The sequence below is a fragment of the Actinoplanes regularis genome (assembly GCF_900188005.1).
Classification (GTDB): Bacteria; Actinomycetota; Actinomycetes; order Mycobacteriales; family Micromonosporaceae; genus Actinoplanes; species Actinoplanes regularis.
Genome location: NZ_FZNR01000011.1, coordinates 124,620 through 146,794 on the forward strand (window position 1 = coordinate 124,620; position 22,175 = coordinate 146,794).

A 22,175-nucleotide genomic window follows, 5' to 3' on the forward strand; every position below is an offset into this window, starting at 1 on the left:
AACAGACTGATGTTCGGGGAAAGCTCAGAGTATTGATGAACAACAGTTACGTGATATGACCTTGGCATAGCATGATAGTCGGCATAATGGACAAAAAGAGCTGGTGGCGCTCGCGCCACCAGCTCTTCCTTTGTGGATGATCGTCAGTCTTCGGCCGTTTTGGACTTCATGCCGGAACTGATCAGATCCATGACGTTCGAGTCCTGCAAGGTAGTGACATCGCCCAATGACCGATTCTCCGCCACGTCGCGCAGCAGCCGGCGCATGATCTTGCCGGAACGCGTTTTCGGCAATTCGGCGACGAGCATGATCTGCCGCGGCTTGGCGATCGGGCCGAGCGTCTTGGCCACGTGGTTGCGTAGCTCCTTGATCAGCTCCTGACCGGCCTCGCCGTCGGTCGCCACGTTGCCGCGCGGGATGGTGAACGCGACGATCGCCTGACCGGTGGTCGGGTCGGTCGCGCCGACCACCGCGGCCTCGGCCACCGCCGGGTGCGACACCAGCGCCGACTCCACCTCGGTGGTCGAGATGTTGTGGCCGGAGACGAGCATGACGTCGTCCACCCGGCCGAGCAGCCAGAGCGCGCCGTCCTCGTCCTTCTTCGCGCCGTCACCGGCGAAGTAGATCCACTTGTCGCCGTTGCCGGCGCCGGCCCCGAAGCGCGACCAGTACGTGTCGATGAAGCGCTGGTCGTCGCCCCAGATGGTACGCAGCATCGACGGCCACGGCTCGGTCAGCACCAGGAAGCCACCGCCACCGTTCGGCACCGACTCGGCCTGGTCGTCAACCACGTCCGCGCTGACGCCGGGCAGCGCGGTCATCGCCGAGCCGGGCTTGGCCGCGGTCACGCCGGGCAGCGGCGAGATCATCACGGCGCCGGTCTCGGTCTGCCACCAGGTGTCCACAATGGGGGTACGTTCCCGGCCGACGTGCTCCCGGTACCACATCCAGGCCTCGGGGTTGATCGGCTCACCGACGCTGCCCAGCACGCGCAGCGACGACAGGTCGTACTTGGCGGGAATGTCGTCGCCCCACTTCATCATGGTGCGGATCAGCGTCGGCGCGGTGTAGAGGATCGACACCTTGTACTTGTCGACGATCTGCCAGAACCGGCCGCGGTCCGGGGTGTCCGGGGTGCCCTCGTACATCACCTGGGTGGCGCCGTTGGAGAGCGGCCCGTAGACGATGTAGGAGTGGCCGGTCACCCAGCCGATGTCGGCCGTGCACCAGTAGACGTCGGTTTCCGGCTTGAGGTCGAAGACCGCGTTGTGCGTGTACGACGTCTGGGTCAGGTAGCCGCCGGTGGTGTGCAGGATGCCCTTCGGCTTACCGGTGGTACCCGAGGTGTAGAGGATGAAGAGCGGGTGCTCCGCGCCGAACGCCTGCGCCTTGTGCTCGGGGCTGGCCTGCTCGACCGTCTCGTGCCACCACTTGTCCTTGTCGGTCCAGGCGACCTCCTGGCCGGTGCGGCGGACGACCAGCACGTGCTCGATGCTCTCGCAGCGGGCCACCGCCTCGTCGACGGTCGGCTTGAGCGCGGACGGCTTGCCGCGCCGGTATCCACCGTCGGCGGTGATCACGACCTTGGCGTCGGCGTCCTGGATCCGGGTGGAGAGCGCGTCCACCGAGAAGCCGCCGAACACCACGCTGTGCGTGGCGCCGATCCGGGCGCAGGCGAGCATCGCCACCGCGGCCTCGGGGATCATCGGCATGTAGATCGCGACACGATCGCCTGCGGCGACCCCGAGCTCGGTCAAGGTGTTGGCCGCTTGCGAGACCGACTTCAACAATTCCGCGTACGTCACGGTCCGGCTGTCGCCGGGCTCGCCCTCCCAGTGGATGGCGATCTTGTCGCCGTTGCCGGCCTCGACGTGCCGATCCACGCAGTTGTACGCGACATTCAGCTCGCCGCCGACGAACCACTTGGCGAACGGCGGGTTGGACCAGTCCAGCACCTGATCCCACGGCTTCGCCCAGACGAGCCGTTCGGCCTGGCGCGCCCAGTAGGCGAGCCGGTCGGACGTGGCCTCCGCATACGCTTCGGCCTTGACGTTGGCGGCGGCCGCGAGATCGGCGGGCGGCGGGAACCGCCGCGTCTCGGAGGACAAGTTCTCCAGTGTCTCGCTCATGAGCGCGGCTCCTCTGCCGTGACCGGGGGTCTCTTTGTTGCACACTAGTTCTGACCGGAACCTCCGGCGAAAGCGAGCGCCGGATGGTGTCAAGCGCGCGCCGAATGACGCCCGCGTGATTGGTCTTGCGCGAATCTTGCCAGTTCCACTCGTATTTGTGCACCCCGTGTTGCGATCGTTTTACGGGTTACCTTGTTCAAGTGGATCCACTAGCACCCCTGCTCGACCTCGCTGATGTCGCTGCCGCCCTGGCCGCGGCCCGAGACAGTGTCGACGCCGCCATGCGGCACCGCGCCCTGCGCCGGCACGGCGGTCAGGTCGCCGCCGAGACCAGCCTGCGCGCCGCGGTCGCCAGCGCCGCCCTGGAGGGCAACCGTTACGAGTTGGACGACGTCCGCGCCGGCACGATCACCGACCCGGTCCTGCAAGGGGCCCTGCGGGTTGCCGAAGGGCTCGGCGGTCTGGTCGACCTCTGGCCCCGCGCGCCCCGTCAGGTCCTGGCCAAGCTGCACGTCCTCGCGGCCCGGGGCGTCGTGCCCGCCGACGAACTGGGCCGGCTCACCGGCGGCGCGGAGCGGATCGACGCGCTCGCCGGCCTGGTCGCGGGCAACGAGGAGACCCCGCCGCTGCTGCTGGCCGCGATCGTGCACGCCGAACTGATCACGCTGCGGCCGTTCGCCGGTCCGGCCGGGGTGGTGGCCCGGGCCGCCGCCCGGCTCACCCTGGTCGGCCGGGGCTTCGACCCCCGCGGCCTGGTCGTCGTCGAGCAGGGGCACCTGGCGAGAGAGCCGGAGTACGTCGGTTCCGCGGGCGCCTACGCCACCGGGACGCCGGACGGGGTCCGCTCGTGGCTGCGGCACTACGCCGCCGCGATCACCGCCGGGGCCGAGGAGATCACTACCGTCGGTGACCAGGTGTTGGCCTCCGTGTAAGGCGTGATCGAATGCGTGCCGCATAATTCTCGGGTGGCTGACAACTGGGTGCGTCCCTACGAGCCCGGCTCCGGACGTTGGCTGGTCATCGCGTGGGAGGCGTTCGCGCTGGCCATGCTGAGCTGGGCCACCGTCCGCCAGTTCGATCTGATCGGCCACGGCGTGCGGGTGGTCGCCGGCCTGCTCGCCGCGGTCTGGACAGTCGGCGCGTGGCGGATTCTGCGGCTCGGCGTCTACGTCAGCCCGGAAGGCGTGCTGATCCGTGGCCTGCTGCGGTCCCGGGTGATGAGCTGGCGGGAGATCGCCGGCGTGCGGCTGCATCGCGCCACTCACCGCCTCGGACCGTGGCGGATCGAAAGCGGGAACACCGTGCTGCTGGAGCGGCTCAACGGCGGCACGGTGTACACCGAACTATGGGAGAAGGGCCTCGACTTCCACTCCCAGCCCGGGGTGTTCCTGGCGGTCTATCACGAGATCCGCAACCGGCACCGAAGTGCCGCCCAGGAGTGAGGCGTTCAGAGGGTTGCAGAGAAGAGCCGGCGTCCCTCGCGGGGGGCGCCGGCTTTTGCGCGTCCGGACCGGGTTATCAAGCGTGCACCTGAGTCGTTGTCGACGGTCCAGCGACCTGGTGGCGGTAATCCCCGTGAAGGCGGAAGCACCACCTGTGGCGTAGGTCCCGTCGCAACGTGCCTGCCGTGGCTGATCGCGCGTGGGTTCCCGGTGGCCGTGCACAGGGCCTGATCTTCGGTCGTCCCGATTTCTCTTGGCCCCGCCTCTTCTTTTCTACGCCGCTTCGCGCATGATCGCCAGGTTTCAGCCCGGCAAATCTGACGTTCTACTATTACTCAGACTAATGCCATTTGCCCTGGTCGCTGCGATCCCGCGGGCGCGGCACCGCTGAAACCGGCTCGGTCGGACGCGGCAAATCAAGATCAAAATCTGGTTTGCGTACGTACATAGCGGAGCCTGACGTGGTGGGTCACGCGGCTGCGGAGCGGGCGCGGCGATGGCGGCCGTAGAGGGCGAAGCCGATGGCGACACCCACGCCGACGCCGAGGGCGGCCGCGGCGACCGGAACCGCCGGGCGGTCTCGCAGGCGTTTGGCGAGCGCGATGGGGTGACGGAACTCCAGCACCGGCCAGCGGCGTTCGACGGCGACGCGGCGCAGTGTGCGGTCCGGGTTGACGACGCTGGGGTGGCCGACCGCTTCCAGCATGGGCAGGTCACTGCTGGAGTCGGAGTAGGCGAAGCACTGGCTCAGGTCGTAACCCCGGGTGGCGGACAGCTCGCGGATGCCGGTGACCTTGGCCGGGCCGGCGGCGTAGAACTCGACCTCACCGCTGTAGCGCCCGTCGACGATGCTCATCCGGGTGGCGATCACATCGGTGATGCCGAGCAGCTCGCCGATCGGACGAACCATCTCGTCGCCGGAGGCCGAGACCAGCACGACGTCACGACCGGCGGCCTGGTGCTCGGCGATCAGCGCGGCCGCCTCGGCGTAGACATACGGATTGATCAGCTCGTTGAGCGTCTCGGCGACGACCTGCTGCACCTGCTCGACCCGCCAGCCCTTGCAGAGGGTGGCGAGGTAGTCCCGGGTGCGGGCCATGGCCTGCTCGTCGGTGCCGCCACCGAGCCGGAACATCAGCTGGGCGTAGGCGGACTTCACCACGTCACGGCGGGTGATCAGGCCATCGCGATAGAACGGCCGCCCGAAAGCCAGTGCGCTGGACTTGGCGATGACGGTCTTGTCGAGGTCGAAAAACGCGGCGCTGGGGCCCACGGGCCGAAAGTGTAGCCGCAAGGTGCTCGCCGGCGGAGACCCGATCAGGATGACGCGCTGTAAAAACGGTCAGACGGGCAGGGGCCTTGCAGCGAGCTACATTTCGGCACTCGACGGCCGCCTCAGTCTGAGGCAAACTTGTGTTTGCGACCGGGAATAGTGTTGTTACCGGTGCGTCCCGTAAACCTTAATGACACGACCCTCGGTGGCTGCGCCCCCCGCAGTTCACCGAGTCGATTCGGCTCGACCCCCCCGGAGCCGAATCCCAGGACGACCCCCGCCTCCCCCGGCGGGGGTCGTTCCCTTCACACCCCGGTCGCCTGTGGCGTCGCGGAGCCGGCTGCGGGCTCCTCGCTCTCGGTGATGCCGAAGAACCCGATGAGGCCGGTCACCGTGAGGACCCGGCGGAACGTCGAGCTGGGGTTGAGTACCACGTACCGGATGTTGCTCGCCGCGGCGGCGCGATAACCCTCGATCAAGGCGCCGAGGCCCGTCGAATCGATGAAGGACGCGCCGCGCAGATCCACGTAGACGGTCGGCGGCGACCAGCCCCTGATGGCGTCCCGGATTCCCTCGGCCACATCGTCCGCGTTGGCGTAGTCGATCTCCCCAGACACCATGACCGTGACCGTGCCGTCATCCTCGAGCGTGGTCCGGATCGAGTCATCCATGCCAACTCCATCGGTCCGTGTGGGGCACAACATACCCAGCACGGACCGGTTCATACGCCGGTGGCAGTAACAGATCCCGGCGCTCCGTGGGGTTCGTCCACAGCATCCGAGTTATCCACAACCCGAGGCCTCGGTGATTGCCCGAGCGGGGCCGGGCCGGGAGGTTGGGCAGGCCCCAATCGTGCCCGCCCATGGGAGACCGCGATGCCCCTGCCGCCCCGCCCCCTCCTGGTCACCGCCGACCCAGACCTGCTCGACGACCTGCTTCGGCTGGCCGCCGCGGCCGGCAGCGAGGTCGACGTGGCAGCCGATCCGGCCGCCGCCCGGCCACGGTTCCTGCCCGCCCCGGTCGCGCTGATCGGTGCCGACCAGGCCGCCGCCTGCCTGCGGGCCCGGCTGCCGCGCCGGCCCCGGGTGATCGTGGTGGCCCGCGGCGCGCCCGGTGACGAGATCTGGTCCACTGCCGAACCGCTCGGCGCGGACCATGTCGCGGTTCTCCCCGAGGCCGAGCCCTGGCTGGTCGAACAGCTCGCCGGAGGACCCCGCCCACCCGCGATCTCGCGCACCCTCGCGGTGATCGGCGGGCGGGGCGGTGCCGGAGCGAGCATCCTCGCCGCCGGGCTCGCCGCGATGTCCGTCGAGGCGCGGCATCGGACGCTGCTGATCGACGCCGACCCCCTCGGGGGCGGGCTCGACCTGGTCCTCGGCTGGGAACGGGTCGGTGGTCTGCGCTGGCCAGGGCTGGCCGGAGCCGGCGGCCGGGTGGACCCGCCGGCCCTGCTCGGCGCGCTTCCGCACCGGGGTGACCTGGTGCTGCTCTCATTCGACCGGGAGGAATTGGCCGGCGTGCCCGCCGAGGCGATGGCGGCAACCCTGGATGCCGCCCGGCGCGGCCGCGACGTGATCGTCGCCGACCTGCCCCGACAGCTCGACGACGCCGCGGTGCTGGCCTTGCAGGCTGCCGATCGGACGTTGCTGGTGGTGCCGGCGGAGCTGCGTGCCACCGCGTCGGCGGCGCGCACCCTGGCCCGGGTCCGCCCGCACTGCGAGGAGGTTGCGGTGGTGGTGCGCGGGCCGGCGCCCGGCCGCCTACGTCCCCGGGAGATCGCTCAGACGCTCGGACTGCCACTGGCCGGTTCGTTGCGGCCGGAACCGGCGATGTGCCAGGCCCTGGAGCGTGGCACCGCGCCGACCACGGGCGGGAAGGGGCCGCTGGCCGACCTCTGCCGCCGACTGATCCAGGAACTGGTGAGTCCGCGGTCGGTGGTGGCATGAGCGAGCTTGCGAGCGAATCGGTCAGCGGCGTGAGCGTGGTGGACCGGGTGCGGCGGCGGTTCGCGTACGAGGGGGTGGAGGCGACACCGGCGGCCGTGGTGAGCGCGGTCCGCAGGGAGAACGGGGTGCTCGGGGACCAGGCTGTACTACGGCTCGCCGACCGGGTGCGGGACGAACTGATCGGGGCCGGCCCGCTCGCGCCACTGCTCGCCGACCAGTCCGTGACCGATGTACTGGTCAACGGAGTTCAGGTGTGGGTCGACCGCGGGGCGGGGCTGCAACGGGCGGCGATCCGGCTGGGAGAGGTCGAGGACGTCCGGCGGCTGGCACAGCGCCTGGTGGCGGCCTGTGGACGACGGCTGGACGACGGGCAGCCGTACGCGGATGCCCGGCTGCCGGACGGGACCCGGCTGCACGCGGTGCTGCCGCCGGTGGCGACGCAGGGGCCGTACCTTTCGCTGCGAACCTTCCGGCAGCGGCCCTTCGCCCTCGGCGATCTGGTCACCCACGGGACGGTGCCGGCCGTGGTGGCTCCGGTGCTGGAGGCGGTCGTCGCGGCGCGGCTGGCATACCTGGTCACCGGCGGCACCGGCAGCGGCAAGACCACACTGCTGGCGACGCTGCTCGGGCTGGTGCCACCGACCGAGCGGATCGTGCTGGTGGAAGACGCCGCCGAACTCCGGCCGGTGCATCCGCACGTGGTCGCACTCCAGGCGCGGACTGCCAATGTGGAAGGTGCCGGTGCGGTCGGGCTGACCGACCTGGTCCGGCAGGCGATGCGGATGCGGCCGGACCGCCTGGTCATCGGGGAGTGCCGGGGCGCGGAGATCGTCGACCTGCTCGGGGCGCTGAACACCGGGCACGACGGCGGTGCGGGCACGCTGCACGCCAACGCGCCCGGGGACGTACCGGCCCGGCTGGAGGCGCTCGGACTGCTCGGTGGGTTGCCCCGGGCCGCGTTGCACGCGCAGGTGCTGGCGGCATTGCAGGTGGTGCTGCAGGTCCGCCGGACCGGGAGCGGACGGGTGCTGGAGTCGATCAGCGTGCTCGTGCCGTCGGGCGAGGAGCGCCTGACGACCGTGCTGCCCGCCTGGGATCGCGTGGCCGGCCCCGGCCCCGGCCCGGGAGCCGGGGTGCTGGGACGGATGCTGCGTTCGCGCGGGGTCGGGGTGCCGTCTGCGCTGGGGGCGTTGTGATCGGGGTGCTGGTCGGGTGCCTGCTCGGGTGCGTGGCGGTGATCGTTTGGCCGGCGGTGGGAGTGTTGACGCGGCTGTCCGGGCCGGCCAGTGGTCCCGCGTTCCGGATTCAGGGCTTGCGGCTGAAGCCCGCGGAGCTCATGGCTTCGCTCGGCCGGCGGTCGGTGTTCGGGGCGGCCGGATTGGCCGCGGCGGCGGGGCTGGTACTGGGCGGGCCGGTAGCGGCCCTTGTCGCAGCGGTCTATGCCGGGCTCGCGGCCGGGGAATGGATGCGCCGGGTTGGGCGGAAGCGGCAGGCGGCCGAGCGGGCGGCGACGCTGGATTGGTTGTCCGCGCTGGTCGCGGATCTGCGGGCGGGGTTGCCGCCGGCGCTGGCGGCTTCTCCGGCCGGTGCTCCGCCCGCACCTGCCGCGAAAGGGCTCGCGCCCGCCGCGAAAGGGGCGGGGAGGCCCGATGAGAACGGGCGCATTCCGCAGCTGACCGGGGCGGTATGGCGGCTCGCCGAGCAGACCGGGGCTCCGGCGGCGGATCTGTTGGAACGGATCGAAGTCGATGCCCGGGCCGCGGAGCGGGCGGCGGCCACCGCCGCTGCCCAGGCCGCGGGGGCGCAGGCGACTGCCTTGCTGCTGGCGGCATTGCCGGTGGGCGGGATCGGGCTGGGGTTTGCGATCGGCGCCGACCCGTTGCAGGTCCTTCTGCGTACGCCGGTGGGTGCGGCCTGCGCGGTCACCGCGGTGCTGTTGCAGTGCGGTGGCCTCCGGTGGGCGCAGCGACTCGTGGACGGGCCGGCCTGATGGGGGACTCATGTGCGACGCTGGCCGGGCTGATGAGGGAGTCGTGTGCGGCGGCGGCCGTGCTGCGGGCCGGTGGGCCGGTGCGGGTGCCGTTTCGGGAGTGCTGTGCGGCCGCGTTGTTCGGGGTCGGTGCCTTGACGGCCGTCTGCCGAGCGGTGGAAGCCGGGTCCGCTTCAGCCGATCCCGCGGACGATGGGCCCCTGACGGTGCCCGCCTCGCCAGGGATTCTCTCGCCGGGTCCGGCTCGTCCAGTGGAGGAGCCGTTGGTCGTGCTCGTGCCCGCCGAGGAGGTGGTCGGTGCATGACCGGGGCCTTCACGTTCGTGCTGGCGGCCGGGTTCGTGCTGGTAGCCGGGCTGGTACCGGTGGCGCCGCTGCTGCGTCGACGGAAGGCCGGGCGGCGCCTGGGGCGGCTCGACGTGACGTCCGGGAACTCGGGCGGACGGCGTGACCGGCGAAAACAGGTCGACCGGCGGAACCAGGTCCTGCTCGCGGCGCTGGCCGGGGTGGCGCTGGCGGGACTGGTCGGCGGCTGGTGGGGTGTAGCGGCCGGGGTGGGCGCCGGGATCGGCATCGAGCGGTTTCTGCGCCGCCGGGAACCCGCTGAGGTCCGCCGGGAGCGTCGGGACGTGCTTGCGGACCTGCCCCTCGGCGCCGATCTGCTGGCCGCGGCGCTGCGAGCGGGCGCGCCGGTGGACCGGGCGGCGGCCGCGGTGGCCGATGCCCTCGGCGGGCCGCTCGGCGCGCGGATGCAGCGGGCCGCCCGATCATTGCGGCTCGGTGCGGGCCCCGGCGAGGCCTGGGCGCACCTCGGTGACGTCGCCGGCGCGGAGCGGCTGGTCGTGGCGGCGGTGCGGTCCAGTACGAGTGGCGGCGCGCTCGCCGGGGCGCTGGAACGGCTCGCCGGTGACCTGCGGGCGGACCGTTCGGTCGCGGCTGAGGCGGCCGCGCAGCGGGCCGGCGTGCTGATCGTGCTGCCGCTCGGGCTCTGCTTTCTGCCCGCTTTCCTGCTCGCCGGCTTGCTGCCGGTGCTGGTCGCCGTGCTCGGCGACGTGCTGTGAACCCGGCGCGGCCCGGGACCGCCGCCGCGCCCGGAGTCCGGGCCGGTGTCGGGCTGGGGAGGTCGCGGGGTGGCGCTGGGCTGGCGTTTGTGTCCGGGGTTCGGGTTGGTGTCGGGCCGGAGAGGCCGCAGGTCGGCTTTGGGCCCGGGGTCCGGGTCGGTGCCGGGTTGGGAGACCGCAGGGCGGTGCGGGGCAAGCGTTGTGCCCCGGAAATCGGGGGTCGGCACCGGAAACGGTGTCGGCTCGGGAAGACGGAGGGCGCGGCGGCGGGCCGCGTCCCTGATCGAGGAGGACCACGTGAATCAACTAGTCGCAGCGTTTCGGCGGCTGCGCACCGAAGCGGCCGATGCCGGGATGAGCACCGCGGAGTACGCGGTGGGAACCCTTGCCGCCGTCGCCTTCGCGGGCCTCCTGTTCAAGGTCGTGACCAGTCCCGGGGTGCAGACCGCACTGTCCGGCCTGATCACCAAGGCACTGAAGTGAGGTTCGCCGGATGAGCGGGGTCGTGCGGGAGGGCCTTGCGGTGAGTGAGGTCGTGAGCGAGGACTTCGTGGTGAGCGAGGTCGTGACGTGAGACGGCGCCGGTGGCCCGGCCGGGACCGAGGCGCGTTCACGGCCGAGCTCGCGGCCGGGCTGCCGGCGCTCATGGTGCTGCTTTTCGCCGGGATCGCGGTGGTCTCGGCGATGCTGGCCAAGGCACAGTGCCTGGACGCTGCTCGGGAGGTGGCGCTGGCCGAGGCCCGAGGTGGGAAGTCGTCGGTGGCGGCCCGGGTCGCCCCGGAGGGTGCCGACATCCGGGTCGGCGGTGACCGGGAGAGCGTCACCGTGACGGTATCGGTGCGGGTCAGCGTTCTCGGCGCGCGCCTGCCCGGCATCACGGTCACGGCCACCGCGGTCGCAGCCCGCGAGCCGGGAGTCTCGGAAACGAAATGACGGGGGCGAGCGGCATGCGCGACGTGCGGGATCGGGGTGCGGCATTGCCGTTGTTCTGGCGAGGTCGGACGAGTGGTGACGTGCGGGATCGGGGTGCGGCGTCGATCTTTGTGCTGGCGGTGGGGCTGTTCCTGGTCGCGGCAGGTGTGGCCGGGGCGATGGTGGTGGCGGCCCGGGTGGCCCGGCACGCCGCACGCAACGCCGCTGATCTGGCTGCTCTGGCGGGAGCGGGTCACGCGATCGAAGGGGCCGCCGCAGCCTGTGCGGCGGCCGCACGATATGCCGTGGCGAATGGTGCCCGGCTCACATCGTGCGAGGTCAGCGGTCTGGAGGTGGTGGTCCGGGCCGAGGTGCTGGTCGCCTCGCCGTCGGTCGTGGCCACGGCCGTTGCCCGAGCCGGACCGGTTGCCTATCCCGGCTTTTGAAGCGGTCGAGCCGGGAGTTGGGCGCGGCTCGGGGCGGCGGAGCGGGAGTTGGGGCGCGGTTTTGGAGTGGTCGAGCCGGGAGTTGGGCGCGGCTTGGGGCGGCGGAGCGGGAGTTGGGGCGCGGCTTTCAACAGGCCGAGTCGGGAGCCGGGCCCCGGCTTTGCAGCGGCCGAGTCGGGAGCTGAGGCGCGGCTTGAAGCGGTCGAGGCGGGAGTTGGGGCGCGGCTTGTAGCGATCGAGGCGGGAGTTGGGGCGCGGCAGAACGGGAAGAGCGGGTCAGTCCGGAGGGAGGGCGGTGAGGACGGTGTCGAGGACCCGTACGGCGCCGCGCTTGTCGAGGGGGTTGTTGCCGTTGCCGCACTTCGGGGACTGGACGCAGGAGGGGCATCCGGCTTCGCAGCCGCACGAGGCGATGGCCTCGCGGGTTGCCCGGAGCCAGGCCGTGGCGGTGGCGTAGGCGCGCTCGGCGAAGCCGGCGCCGCCGGGATGGCCGTCGTAGACGAAGACCGTCGGGGCCTCGGTGTCCGGGTGGTTGGCGGTGGACAGGCCGCCGATGTCCCAGCGGTCGCAGGTCGCCATCAGCGGGAGCAGGCCGATTCCGGCGTGCTCGGCGGCGTGCAGCGCGCCTGGTACGTCGGCCGGCTCCACCCCGGCGACGGCCAGCGCCTGTGGGGAGACGGTGAACCAGACCGCGACCGTGCGCAGTTCACGCAGCGGCAGGTCCAGCGGGCGGGTGTCGATCACTTCGCCGCTGCCCAGCCGGCGTCGCTGATACGACACGACCTGGCTGGTCACGTCGACGTCGCCGAGGAACAGGCCGACCGGGCCGGCGTCCACGTACGACCGCACCCGCACCACCGACACGTCCGTCACGTCCCGGGCGTGCGTGGTCCAGTCCGGCTCCTCCTGGTGTACCAGGGCGATGGCGTCGTCCAGGTCCAGGTCGTCGACCACGTACGTCACGCCCTGGTGCAGGTATACCGCGCCCTGGTGCAGCATCACGTGCGACGACCCCTGATCGACGGTGCCCAGCAGCCGCCCCGTCGCCGCCTCCACCACCGAGACCGGCGCTCCGCCGGTGCCGCGGAGGTCCACGTCGGGCCGCCCGCGATCGGTCCAGTACCAACCCGACGGCCGTTTCCGCAGCGCCCCCTGGTCGACCAGCGCCTGCACCGTCGCGCGGGCCGGAGCGCCACCGAAGAGCTCGAGGTCGGCCTCGGTGAGCGGCGCTTCCGAGGCGGCGCAGCAGAGTTGCGGGCCCAGGACGTACGGATTGGCCGGGTCCAACACGGTCGCCTCCACCGGCCGGTCGAACAGCGCCTCCGGATGGTGCACCAGGTACGTGTCCAGCGGATCGTCCCGCGCGATCAGCACCGCGAGCGCCTCCCCGCCGGCCCGTCCGGCTCGTCCCGCCTGCTGCCAGAGCGACGCCCGGGTGCCCGGCCAGCCGCAGATCAGCACCGCGTCCAGCCCGGCCAGGTCGACGCCGAGTTCGAGCGCGTTGGTGGAGGCCAGCCCGAGCAACTCACCGGAGAGCAGCGCCCGTTCGATCGCCCGCCGGTCCTCGCGCAGGTAGCCGCCGCGGTACGCGGCGACCCGCGAACCCAGCCCCGGCACCGCCTCGTCGAGCGACCGCCGGGCCAGCGTGGCCACCACTTCGGCGACCCGCCGGGAGCGGATGAAGGCCAGCGTGCGGATGCCGGCGACCACTGAGTCGGTGAGCAGGTCAGCGGTCTCCCGCAGCGCCGACCGCCGGACCGGCGTCGCATCGACCTGATCGAAGGCGTCAGCAACGGAGGCGGGTGAGTTGAGGGACGCAGAGGAGGCGGGCGGAGCGGCCCCGCCGGCGGGCGGGAAGAACGTGGGTGGAACCGGCTCGGCCGGCGGCAACAGTGGTGGTTCCCAGAGTGCGAAGGTCACCGCCCCACGCGGCGAGGCGTCTTCGGTCACCGCGGTCACCGGCGCTCCGACCAGCCGTGCCGCGCTCACGGCCGGTTCGCCCGAGGTCGCCGACGCCAGGACGAAGGTGGGCGAGCCGCCGTAGCGTGCCGCCGTCCGCCGCAACCGGCGCAGCACGTGCGCCACGTGGGAGCCGAACACTCCGCGGTACGCGTGGCATTCGTCGATCACGACGTACGAGAGACGGCGGAAGAAGGTCCCCCAGCGGCCGTGACCGGGCAGCAGGCCGTGATGCAGCATGTCCGGGTTGGTCAGCACGAACCGCGCGTGCTGCCGGATCCATTCGCGCTCCTCACGCGGGGTGTCCCCGTCGAGGGTGGCCGGGCGCACGCCCTCCAGCCCGAGCCGGGCCACGCTCCGCGACTGGTCGGCGGCGAGCGCCTTGGTCGGGGCGAGGTAGAGCACGGTGGCCTTCGGATCGGCGGCCAGCGCGGTGAGCGCCGGCAACTGATATGCCAGAGACTTGCCGGAGGCGGTTCCGGTGGCCAGCACCACGTGCGTACCCTGCCAGGCGAGGGTGGCGGCGGCCGCCTGGTGTTCCCAAGGTGCGGTGATCCCCTGACGCACGAAGGCTTCCCGTACGGTCGCGTCGGCCCATGCCGGCCATCCGGTCCTCCGGCCGGGCCGGGCGGGGACCCGCTCGATGTGTGTGATCGGTGACTGTGCCGCCGCGGAACTCCGGGCTCGCAGGCGGTGCAGCAGTTCAGCGGGACCGGAGGCGGTTGCAGTCACGCCCTGCACTTTGGCACCGGTATGGGGTCGGCCCCAAACGGGTAGGACGGTGGGTGCCATGCGTCGCCCGCCGCCGGTCGGTGGTTAGATTCGCGGGGGAGATCAGGGAGGAGGACCGATGGAGCTGTCGCTGGCGACTCGGACTGTCGCCGACCACACGGTGGTCGAAGTCGGTGGCGAGGTGGATGTCTACACCGCTCCCCGGCTGCGTGAGCGCCTGATCGAACTGGTTGACGCGGGTGCCCGGGACGTCGTGGTCGACCTGGAGCGGGTCGAGTTCCTCGACTCGACCGGGCTCGGCGTGCTGGTGGGCGCGTTGAAGCGGCTGCGGACCGCGCAGGGCACCTTCGGCCTGGTCTGTGCCAAGGAGCCGCTCCTCAAGATTTTCCGGATCACCGCGCTGGACCAGGTCTTCCCGATCTTCCCGACCGTCCAGGCCGCCACCGAACGCGACGGCAGCGGTCTCGCTTCGTGATGGCTACGGTTCGGCTGTCCTTTTCGCCGGCGCCGGTGCATGTGCGCACCGCCCGGCTGGTCGGTGTCGCGGTCGCCCGGCGGGCCGGGGTCGACGAGGCGCTGCTGGACGAGGTGCGCCTGGCGATCGGTGAGGCCTGCACCCGGGCGGTCGCTCTGCACCGGCAGTACGGCCTGACCGATCTGGTGACAGTGGAGATGTCTGATTCCGGGTCGTACACGGTCCGGGTCATCGACCATGCTCCGATCGAGGCCAGTATCGGTCTCACCAAGCTGCCGCCGGACGAGTTGGCGGCCGAGTCGCTCACCGAGGACGATCTGACGACCGGTGTGGGTTTCGCGCTGCTCGCCGGGTTTGTCGACGATCTTCAGGTCCGGCCGGTCGAGGACGGCCCGGGCACCGAGGTCCGCATGGTCTGGCCGGTCGCCCGCCGCTGACGGAGCGGCGAAAACCCCAGACCCGCCCCTTGGGCGGGGGCTTGGCCCGAAAGGGCTGCAAACGGGAGGCGTAGGCCGTACCGGAAATGGGTAAAACGCTCCCGAGATGTGATCTACGCCTCACCGGCCAGCGGCATCCGAATTGAATCTTGGTCCTTCCGTGGTGGGAGTACGCGGAAGGTGGTTGGCGTGGCGGCCAAATGATCTCCGGACCTACCTCTATCCTCAATTTCGGACATTTCACTCAATTTCCGATTGGTTTGAGCTGGTCCGCCGCCCACCAGGCAAAAGATCAATCAATCCGGATGGCAGTGCTAACACAGCGGCAAACATCACCGCGACACGGCCGGGGCACCATGTGACGATCGCCACGCCGGGCCTATACAGTACGCGAGTTGTCAGCTACTCGCTGGTCCCGCGTCCGCGGGTCTGGTCGGTCTTTCCCCGGCTCGCCGGGGAAGGCGCCCGGGGGTTTCGTCCGCTGTCCGGGTGCGTTCGGTGTGTAGGAGGACATTGATGTCCGGGACCTCGATAAACCTCGCCGCCGAGGGCGGTGGAGTGTCCCTGAGCGGATCCAACATCGTATTCGTCGTTGTCGCTCTGGCGTTCGCTCTGATCGCGTTGGGCTTTGCCGCGATGTTCGTGCAGTCGGTGCTCCGCACCGGCCGTGGCACCCAGAACATGCAGGAGATCGCCGGCGCTGTTCAGGAAGGCGCGTCGGCGTACCTGATCAGACAGTTCCGAACGCTGGGCATCTTCGTGGTGATCGCGGTCGTGCTGCTGTTCCTGTTGCCGGTGCACGAAACCGACAATGAGACCTTGGTGAAGGTCGGCCGGTCGCTCTTCTTCATCGTCGGAGCGGTCTTCAGCGCGTTCATCGGCGGCGCCGGGATGGCCCTGGCGACCCGGGCCAACCTCCGGGTGGCCGCGGCAGCCGGCGAGCCCGGCGGCCGGGAGACCGCGATGGGGATCGCGTTCCGTACCGGTGGCGTGGTCGGCTTCCTCACCGTGGGGCTGGGCCTGTTCGGCGGCGCCCTGGTGGTGCTGATCTTCAACAACGACGCGCCGACCGTGCTGGAGGGCTTCGGCTTCGGCGCCGCTCTGCTCGCGATGTTCATGCGGGTCGGCGGCGGCATCTTCACCAAGGCCGCCGATGTCGGCGCCGACCTGGTCGGCAAGGTGGAGAAGCACATCCCCGAGGACGACCCGCGCAACGCCGCGACCATCGCCGACAACGTGGGCGACAACGTCGGCGACTGCGCCGGCATGGCCGCCGACCTGTTCGAGTCGTACGCGGTCACCCTGGTCGCCGCGCTGATCCTGGGCCAGGCCGCGTTCGGCCAGGACGGTCTGATCTTCCCGCTGATCATCTCCACGATCGGTGTGGTGATCGCGATCCTGGGTGTGTTCATCACCCGGCTGCGCCCGACCGACCGCAACGGTCTGACCGCGATCAACCGGGCGTTCTACCTCTCCGCGGTGATCTCGGCGATCGCCGTGGCCGTGGTGACCTTCCTCTACCTGCCGGACACCTTCGCGGGCTTCGGCAATGCGGGGATCGCGCAGGACATCGTGGACAGTGGCCGCAATCCGCAGTTCGTGGCGATCGGCGCTGTCGTGATCGGTATCGTGCTGGCCGCCGCCATCCAGGCGCTGACCGGTTACTTCACCGAGACCAACCGGCGTCCGGTGCAGGACATCGGCAAGTCGTCGCAGACCGGTGCGGCGACCGTGGTGCTGGCCGGCATCAGCGTCGGCCTGGAGTCCGCGGTCTACTCCGCGCTCCTGATCGGCGCGGGCGTCTACGGCGCGTTCCTGCTCGGCGGCTCCTCGCTGACCCTGTCGCTGTTCGCGGTGGCGCTGGCCGGCACCGGCCTGCTCACCACGGTCGGCGTCATCGTCGCGATGGACACGTTCGGCCCGATCTCGGACAACGCGCAGGGCATCGCCGAGATGTCCGGTGACGTCGACGAGAACGGCGCGCGGATCCTCACCGAGCTCGACGCGGTGGGCAACACCACCAAGGCGATCACCAAGGGCATCGCGATCGCGACCGCGGTGCTGGCCGCGACGGCGCTGTTCGGGTCGTACACGAACAGCCTGGTCAGCTCGCTGACCGACGCACAGGTCGCCGACGTGCAGGGCCAGATCTACCAGCTGCTGAACATCGCCAACCCGCGCAGCCTGGTCGGCCTGCTGATCGGCTCCGCGGTGGTGTTCCTCTTCTCCGGCTTGGCGATCAACGCGGTGTCCCGCTCGGCGGGCGCGGTGGTCATGGAGGTGCGGCGCCAGTTCCGCGAGTTCCCCGGGATCATGGACCGCACCCAGCGGCCCGAGTACGGCCGGGTGGTCGACATCTGCACCCGGGACGCGCAGCGTGAGCTGCTCACCCCCGGTCTGCTGGCGATCATGGCGCCGATCGCGGTCGGCTTCGGCCTGGGCGCCGGCGCGCTGGCGGCGTACCTGGCCGGCGCGATCGGCACGGGCACGCTGATGGCGGTCTTCCTGGCCAACTCCGGTGGCGCCTGGGACAACGCGAAGAAGCTGGTCGAGGACGGCGCGCACGGCGGCAAGGGCTCCGAGGCGCACGCCGCGACGGTCATCGGCGACACCGTCGGTGACCCGTTCAAGGACACCGCGGGTCCGGCCATCAACCCGCTGCTCAAGGTGATGAACCTGGTCTCGCTGCTGATCGCCCCGGCGGTCGTCTCCTGGAGCATCGGCGCCGACGCGAACACCCCGCTGCGGGTGACCATCGCCGTCGTCGCGGTGGCGATCGTGACCGCCGCGGTGGTCTGGAGCAAGCGCAAGCCGATCTCGATGGGCGAGGAGTCGGAGGCGGCCGCGGCCGGCGCCGCGGACACCGCCAAGGCGGTGCAGGACGCGGTGCACACCGACGCGGCCGCGCAGTCCCGGGTCAAGGACAACGTGGGCTGAGCGAGGTTTGTCCACGACGGGCACCCGGCGCTCGCCGGGTGCCCGTGCGTTTGCACCCATCGAGGCCTGTGGCGTGTCCTGCCGAAGCCGTACGCTGCTCCCATGCGCGTGGTCCGAACGATCTCCCTCGCTCTCGCCCTCGTGCTCGCCGGGTTCGCGGCCGCCTGTTCCGCCGGGCACGGTGCCGAGGCCTGGGCCGCCTCGGTGTGCACCGCGCTGTCGCCCTGGCGCAGCGAGATCAGCACCCTCACCACCCGTACCCAGGAGCAGATGACCACGCGAACCACGCCGGGCCAGGCGAGGGAGAACCTCGCCCGGCTCTTCGACGGTGCCCGGGTCGCGAGTGAGAAGGCTCGGGCCGGGGTGGAGCGGGCGGGCGTCCCCGACGTCACCGGCGGCGTGAAGATCGCCGCCGCCTTCGTCGGCTCGCTGGCCGGCATGCGCGACGCGTACGGGACCGCGCACGACGGCATCGAGGCCCTCGCCACCAGCCCGTCGAGCGTCTTCTACACCGGGGTCAGCAAGGTCGTCGACCGGCTCAACACGGAGTATGAGCAGAGCGGCCTGGACACCTCGAAGCTCGACTCGGTCGAGCTGAGATCGGCCTTCGAGTCCCTGCCCGAGTGCCAATGACGGAAACCGGGTGGCCGCTGATCCCGCGTGAGGTCCTGCCTCCACCGATCCCGGTGGAGCGGCGGTCTCATCAGCGCGGCGCGCCCGGGCGTCCGAACGGGCGACAGCTGCCGATGTTCGGCGCGGAGACCATCGAGCCGTCACCCGCTGATCTCACCGGGCTGCTCGCCGGCCCCGGCCGGCTGGGCCGGATCGGCGGCACCGCCCGGGTGTCGGTGATCGTCGACGACGCCTGGCGGGTCCACGTCCTGGTCGCCGAGCTGGTCGCCCGTGGCCTGGCCGCGACCTGGGCCCCGGTCGTCGAAGCGCCCCCGGCGGAGCCGGAGAAACCCGAAGATCAGGATCCGGTCGAGGTACGGGGTGAGCTGCCCGTCCCGGAGGAGGAGATCCTCGACACGCCCGTCGAGCCCCCACCTCCGCGCTTCGAAGTGCGTACGGCGTACTCCCGAAGGTTGAACGCCCTGGCCCGTGCCTGGCCGGAAGCCGCCGCCGAGCTTTTCCTCTCCGGGCCGCGCCTGCGGCTCTGGGTGGCCGCCGCGGGCAGCCCCCGGCCCGGTGGTTACCGCCTCGGTCTCGACCCGGCCCGGGACGGCCTCGCGGTCGACGCCGCGCTGGTCCGGGCCGGTCTGGCGGGCCGGGTGTCGGAAGACGGACGGTCGTATCTCATCACCGGCCGGCGACGGCTGACCCGCCTCGCGGAACTGGTCGGTGAGCGGCCCGAGGCGGCCCCGTCCGAAGTGTGGCCGGGTGGCGCGAGTGCGTGATCTTCCCGGATTGTGTCCGACATAACAGTGTCCTCCCGGTGTACGGTGTCGCGGTCGGACGCGAGCGGTGGCCGGACCGTTACCATCCGACTGCGGGCTATCCCGGGAATGAGAGCTTGTCCGGCGCGTTACGTTGAACATCTGTGCCTCGCCGGGTGCGACGCGGGGAGCGCCGAAGATCGAAACAACTGGGAGTGCCGTGCCGAGTGACGCCAGGACGACCCGTCTGGTCATCGTCGAGTCCCCGTCGAAGGCCAAGACGATCGCCGGTTATCTGGGGCCCGACTATCTGGTCGAGGCCTCGGTCGGCCATATCCGTGACCTGCCGAAGAACGCCGACGAGGTCCCGGCCCAGTACAAGGGCCAGCCGTGGGCACGGCTCGGTGTCGACGTCGACAACGGCTTCTCGGCGCTTTACGTGGTCGCCGAGAACCGTAAGCAGCAGGTTGCCAAGCTCAAGCAACTCGCCAAAGAGGTGGACGAGATCTTCCTCGCCACCGATGAGGACCGCGAGGGCGAGGCCATCGCCTGGCACCTGATCGAGACGATCAAGCCCAAGGTGCCGGTCAAGCGGATGGTCTTCCACGAGATCACCAAGCCGGCCATCCAGGCCGCGGTCGCGAACCCGCGCGACATCGACCGTTCCCTGGTCGACGCGCAGGAGGCGCGCCGCATCCTGGACCGGCTGTACGGCTACGAGGTCAGCCCGGTCCTGTGGAAGAAGGTCATGCGTGGCCTCTCCGCCGGCCGCGTGCAGTCCGTCGCCACCCGGATCGTGGTCGAGCGCGAGCGCCAGCGGATGGCCTTCCGCTCCGCGGAGTACTGGGACATCCTGGCCCAGCTCTCCGTGCAGGGACCGGCCGAGGGCGCCCGCTCGTTCCAGGCCACGCTGATCGCTCTGGACGGCGACCGGATCGCCACCGGTAAGGACTTCGAGCCCACAACCGGGCAGCTCAAGACCGGTTCCGGTGCGGTGCAGCTGGACGGCGCCGGCGCTCGCGGGCTCGCCGCCCGCCTGGAGGGCCGCCCGTTCACGGTCACCCGGGTCGAGGAGAAGCCCTACCGCCGCCGGCCGTACGCGCCGTTCATCACCTCGACGCTCCAGCAGGAAGCGTCCCGCAAGCTGCGCTCCTCCTCGAAGCAGACGATGCGCACCGCGCAGAGCCTGTACGAGAAGGGCTACATCACCTATATGCGTACGGACTCGGTGAACCTCTCCGAGACCGCCATCGCCGCCGCCCGCCGGCAGATCGCCGAGCTGTACGGCGCGAACAGCGTGCCGCCCCAGCCGCGCCGCTACACCACCAAGGCGAAGAACGCGCAGGAGGCGCACGAGGCGATCCGTCCCGCCGGGGACAACTTCCGCACCCCCGGCGAGGTCGCCAAGGAGCTGACCAGCGACGAGTTCCGGCTCTACGAGCTGATCTGGCGGCGGACGATCGCGTCGCAGATGACCGACGCCGTCGGTAACTCGGTCAGTGTCCGGATCCGAGCGGTCTCGACGGCGAACGAGGAGGCCGACTTCGCCGCCTCCGGCAAGACCATCACCGACCCGGGCTTCCTCCGGGCGTACGTGGAATCGTCGGACGACGAGACCGCCGAGGCCGAGGACGCCGAGCGCCGCCTGCCGAACCTGGTCAAGGACCAGCCGCTGACCGCCGACGACCTGAACGCGCTGGGCCACAACACCACGCCGCCGGCGCGGTACACGGAGGCCTCGCTGGTCAAGGCGCTGGAGGAGCTCGGCATCGGCCGCCCCTCCACGTACTCGTCGATCATGCAGACGATCCAGGACCGCGGCTACGTGGACAAGCGCGGCCAGGCGATGATCCCGTCGTTCCTGGCATTCGCGGTGATCGGCCTGCTCGAGAGCCACTACCCGCGGCTGGTGGACTACAACTTCACCGCCGCCATGGAGGGCCAGCTCGACGACATCGCCGCGGGCGAGGGCACCGCACTGGCCTTCCTCACCTCGTTCTACTTCGGCAGCCAGGCCAGCGGGGCGGACGAGGAGATCGCCCGGGCCGGCGGCCTGAAGAAGATGGTGACCGAGAACCTCAGCGCGATCGACGCCCGCGAGGTCAACTCGATCCCGCTCTTCACCGACGAGGAGAAGCGGAAGATCGTCGTCCGGGTCGGCAAGTTCGGGCCGTACCTGCAGCGCACGGCGGCCCAGGTAGCCGAGGGCGAGGAGGAACCGGCCGAGGACCGTGCCTCGATCCCGGAGGGCATGGCTCCCGACGAACTGACCCCGGAGAAGGTGGCGGAGCTCTTCCTCGCCGGGAACGGGGACCGGTCGCTGGGCGACGACCCGACCACCGGCGAGCCGGTGCTGCTCAAGTCCGGCCGCTTCGGGGCGTATGTGCAGAGCGGCGAGCGCAGCTCGTCCCTGTTCGCCTCCCACTCGCCGCAGACGCTCACCCTCGAGGACGCGCTGAAGCTGCTGTCGCTGCCGCGGGTGGTCGGCAAGGACGCGGACGGCAACGAGATCATCGCGCGCAACGGGCGGTACGGGCCGTTCATCCAGCGGCTCAAGGACTCTCGTTCGCTGCCGGCCGAGGATCAGCTGTTCACGGTCACCCTGGACGAGGCGCTGGCCCTGCTGGCCGAGCCGAAGGTCCGGCAGCGTGGGGCGGCCAAGCCGCCGCTGCGGGATCTGGAGGGCGTCGACCCGGTGTCGGAGAAGCCGCTGGTGGTCAAGGACGGCCGGTTCGGGCCGTACGTGACCGACGGCGAGACCAATGTGACGCTGCGGCGCGACCAGACTCCCGAGGAGTTGACCCTCGAGGAGGCGATTCAGATGATCGCCGACAAGCGGGCCAAGGGACCGGCGAAGAAGACGACCCGAAAGGTCGCGGCGAAGAAGGCCGAGCCGGCCGCCAAGAAGACCGCCGCCAAGAAGACGACGGCGGCCAAGAAGACCACGGCCGCCAAGAAGGCGACTCCGGCCAAGAAGGCGACCCCGGCGAAGGCTACGGCCGCCGCCAAGAAGACGACAGCCGCGGCCAAGAAGGACTGAGCTGACTGGCTCCGCTTCGCT

At 70.9% G+C, this 22,175-nt stretch carries 19 protein-coding genes; 15 read left to right on the plus strand and 4 right to left on the minus strand.

Annotation, left to right across the window (positions count from 1 at the left end; translation table 11 throughout):
- Positions 1 to 143: 143 nt before the first annotated feature.
- Positions 144 to 2,129: an acetate--CoA ligase gene (acs, locus tag CHC09_RS26795; RefSeq protein ID WP_089295975.1), complete on the minus strand. Its 1,986-nt coding sequence runs from the start codon at positions 2,127 to 2,129 to the stop codon at positions 144 to 146.
- A 200-nt stretch (positions 2,130 to 2,329) separates the two neighbouring features.
- On the opposite strand from acs, the gene CHC09_RS26800 reads away from it, so the two are divergent.
- Both CHC09_RS26800 and CHC09_RS26805 read left to right on the plus strand, forming a co-directional pair.
- Positions 2,330 to 3,061, plus strand: coding sequence for a Fic family protein (locus CHC09_RS26800; RefSeq protein WP_239138618.1), 732 nt, complete (start codon positions 2,330 to 2,332; stop codon positions 3,059 to 3,061).
- 33 nt (positions 3,062 to 3,094) lie between these two features.
- Entirely contained in the window at positions 3,095 to 3,571 is a 477-nt protein-coding gene (locus CHC09_RS26805) for a PH domain-containing protein (RefSeq protein ID WP_089295977.1), read from the plus strand.
- Between the two features lie 469 nt (positions 3,572 to 4,040).
- On the opposite strand, the gene CHC09_RS26810 is transcribed toward CHC09_RS26805, so the two are convergent.
- Together CHC09_RS26810 and CHC09_RS26815 are read right to left on the minus strand one after the other, a co-directional pair.
- Positions 4,041 to 4,844, minus strand: coding sequence for an HAD family hydrolase (locus tag CHC09_RS26810; RefSeq protein ID WP_089295978.1), 804 nt, complete (start codon positions 4,842 to 4,844; stop codon positions 4,041 to 4,043).
- Between the two features lie 305 nt (positions 4,845 to 5,149).
- On the minus strand, positions 5,150 to 5,515 hold the full coding sequence (locus tag CHC09_RS26815) for an STAS domain-containing protein (protein WP_089295979.1): 366 nt from the start codon (positions 5,513 to 5,515) through the stop codon (positions 5,150 to 5,152).
- A 204-nt stretch (positions 5,516 to 5,719) separates the two neighbouring features.
- On the opposite strand from CHC09_RS26815, the gene ssd reads away from it, so the two are divergent.
- The 7 genes from ssd (at position 5,720) to CHC09_RS26855 (ending at position 11,198) form a co-directional block, all read left to right on the plus strand.
- Entirely contained in the window at positions 5,720 to 6,790 is a 1,071-nt protein-coding gene (gene ssd, locus CHC09_RS26820; RefSeq protein ID WP_089295980.1) for a septum site-determining protein Ssd, read from the plus strand.
- Complete coding sequence (locus CHC09_RS26825) at positions 6,787 to 7,986, plus strand: TadA family conjugal transfer-associated ATPase (protein ID WP_089295981.1); 1,200 nt, start codon at positions 6,787 to 6,789, stop codon at positions 7,984 to 7,986. The genes ssd and CHC09_RS26825 overlap by 4 nt, the downstream gene beginning before the upstream one ends.
- Positions 7,983 to 8,780 (plus strand): hypothetical protein, encoded by a 798-nt coding sequence (locus CHC09_RS26830; RefSeq protein WP_089295982.1) that lies wholly within the window; start codon positions 7,983 to 7,985, stop codon positions 8,778 to 8,780. The genes CHC09_RS26825 and CHC09_RS26830 overlap by 4 nt, the downstream gene beginning before the upstream one ends.
- Before the next feature lie 301 nt (positions 8,781 to 9,081).
- Positions 9,082 to 9,840 (plus strand): type II secretion system F family protein, encoded by a 759-nt coding sequence (locus CHC09_RS26840; RefSeq protein ID WP_089295984.1) that lies wholly within the window; start codon positions 9,082 to 9,084, stop codon positions 9,838 to 9,840.
- Positions 9,841 to 10,167: 327 nt separating this feature from the next.
- Positions 10,168 to 10,323 carry a DUF4244 domain-containing protein gene (locus tag CHC09_RS26845; protein WP_275407911.1) on the plus strand — a complete coding sequence of 52 codons (156 nt, stop codon included), beginning with the start codon at positions 10,168 to 10,170 and terminating at the stop codon, positions 10,321 to 10,323.
- Between the two features lie 87 nt (positions 10,324 to 10,410).
- Positions 10,411 to 10,773: a TadE family type IV pilus minor pilin gene (locus tag CHC09_RS26850; RefSeq protein WP_089295986.1), complete on the plus strand. Its 363-nt coding sequence runs from the start codon at positions 10,411 to 10,413 to the stop codon at positions 10,771 to 10,773.
- Between the two features lie 14 nt (positions 10,774 to 10,787).
- Positions 10,788 to 11,198, plus strand: coding sequence for an Rv3654c family TadE-like protein (locus CHC09_RS26855; RefSeq protein ID WP_089295987.1), 411 nt, complete (start codon positions 10,788 to 10,790; stop codon positions 11,196 to 11,198).
- A gap of 276 nt (positions 11,199 to 11,474) precedes the next feature.
- Here CHC09_RS26855 and CHC09_RS26860 read toward each other — a convergent pair whose 3' ends face one another.
- Entirely contained in the window at positions 11,475 to 13,949 is a 2,475-nt protein-coding gene (locus tag CHC09_RS26860) for a DEAD/DEAH box helicase (protein WP_089295988.1), read from the minus strand.
- Between the two features lie 58 nt (positions 13,950 to 14,007).
- Here CHC09_RS26860 and CHC09_RS26865 point away from each other — a divergent pair, with 58 nt between their 5' ends.
- The 6 genes from CHC09_RS26865 (at position 14,008) to topA (ending at position 22,154) form a co-directional block, all read left to right on the plus strand.
- Positions 14,008 to 14,364 carry an STAS domain-containing protein gene (locus CHC09_RS26865; RefSeq protein WP_089295989.1) on the plus strand — a complete coding sequence of 119 codons (357 nt, stop codon included), beginning with the start codon at positions 14,008 to 14,010 and terminating at the stop codon, positions 14,362 to 14,364.
- Positions 14,361 to 14,801 (plus strand): ATP-binding protein, encoded by a 441-nt coding sequence (locus CHC09_RS26870; RefSeq protein ID WP_089295990.1) that lies wholly within the window; start codon positions 14,361 to 14,363, stop codon positions 14,799 to 14,801. The genes CHC09_RS26865 and CHC09_RS26870 overlap by 4 nt, the downstream gene beginning before the upstream one ends.
- Before the next feature lie 516 nt (positions 14,802 to 15,317).
- Complete coding sequence (locus CHC09_RS26875) at positions 15,318 to 17,738, plus strand: sodium-translocating pyrophosphatase (protein WP_089295991.1); 2,421 nt, start codon at positions 15,318 to 15,320, stop codon at positions 17,736 to 17,738.
- Between the two features lie 102 nt (positions 17,739 to 17,840).
- The gene (locus CHC09_RS26880; protein WP_089295992.1) at positions 17,841 to 18,371 is read left to right on the plus strand and encodes a hypothetical protein; all 531 of its coding nucleotides are present in this window, start codon (positions 17,841 to 17,843) and stop codon (positions 18,369 to 18,371) included.
- Complete coding sequence (locus CHC09_RS26885) at positions 18,368 to 19,135, plus strand: hypothetical protein (RefSeq protein ID WP_089295993.1); 768 nt, start codon at positions 18,368 to 18,370, stop codon at positions 19,133 to 19,135. The genes CHC09_RS26880 and CHC09_RS26885 overlap by 4 nt, the downstream gene beginning before the upstream one ends.
- 199 nt (positions 19,136 to 19,334) lie before the next feature.
- The gene (topA, locus tag CHC09_RS26890) at positions 19,335 to 22,154 is read left to right on the plus strand and encodes a type I DNA topoisomerase (RefSeq protein ID WP_089295994.1); all 2,820 of its coding nucleotides are present in this window, start codon (positions 19,335 to 19,337) and stop codon (positions 22,152 to 22,154) included.
- The last annotated feature ends 21 nt before the right edge of the window (positions 22,155 to 22,175 follow it).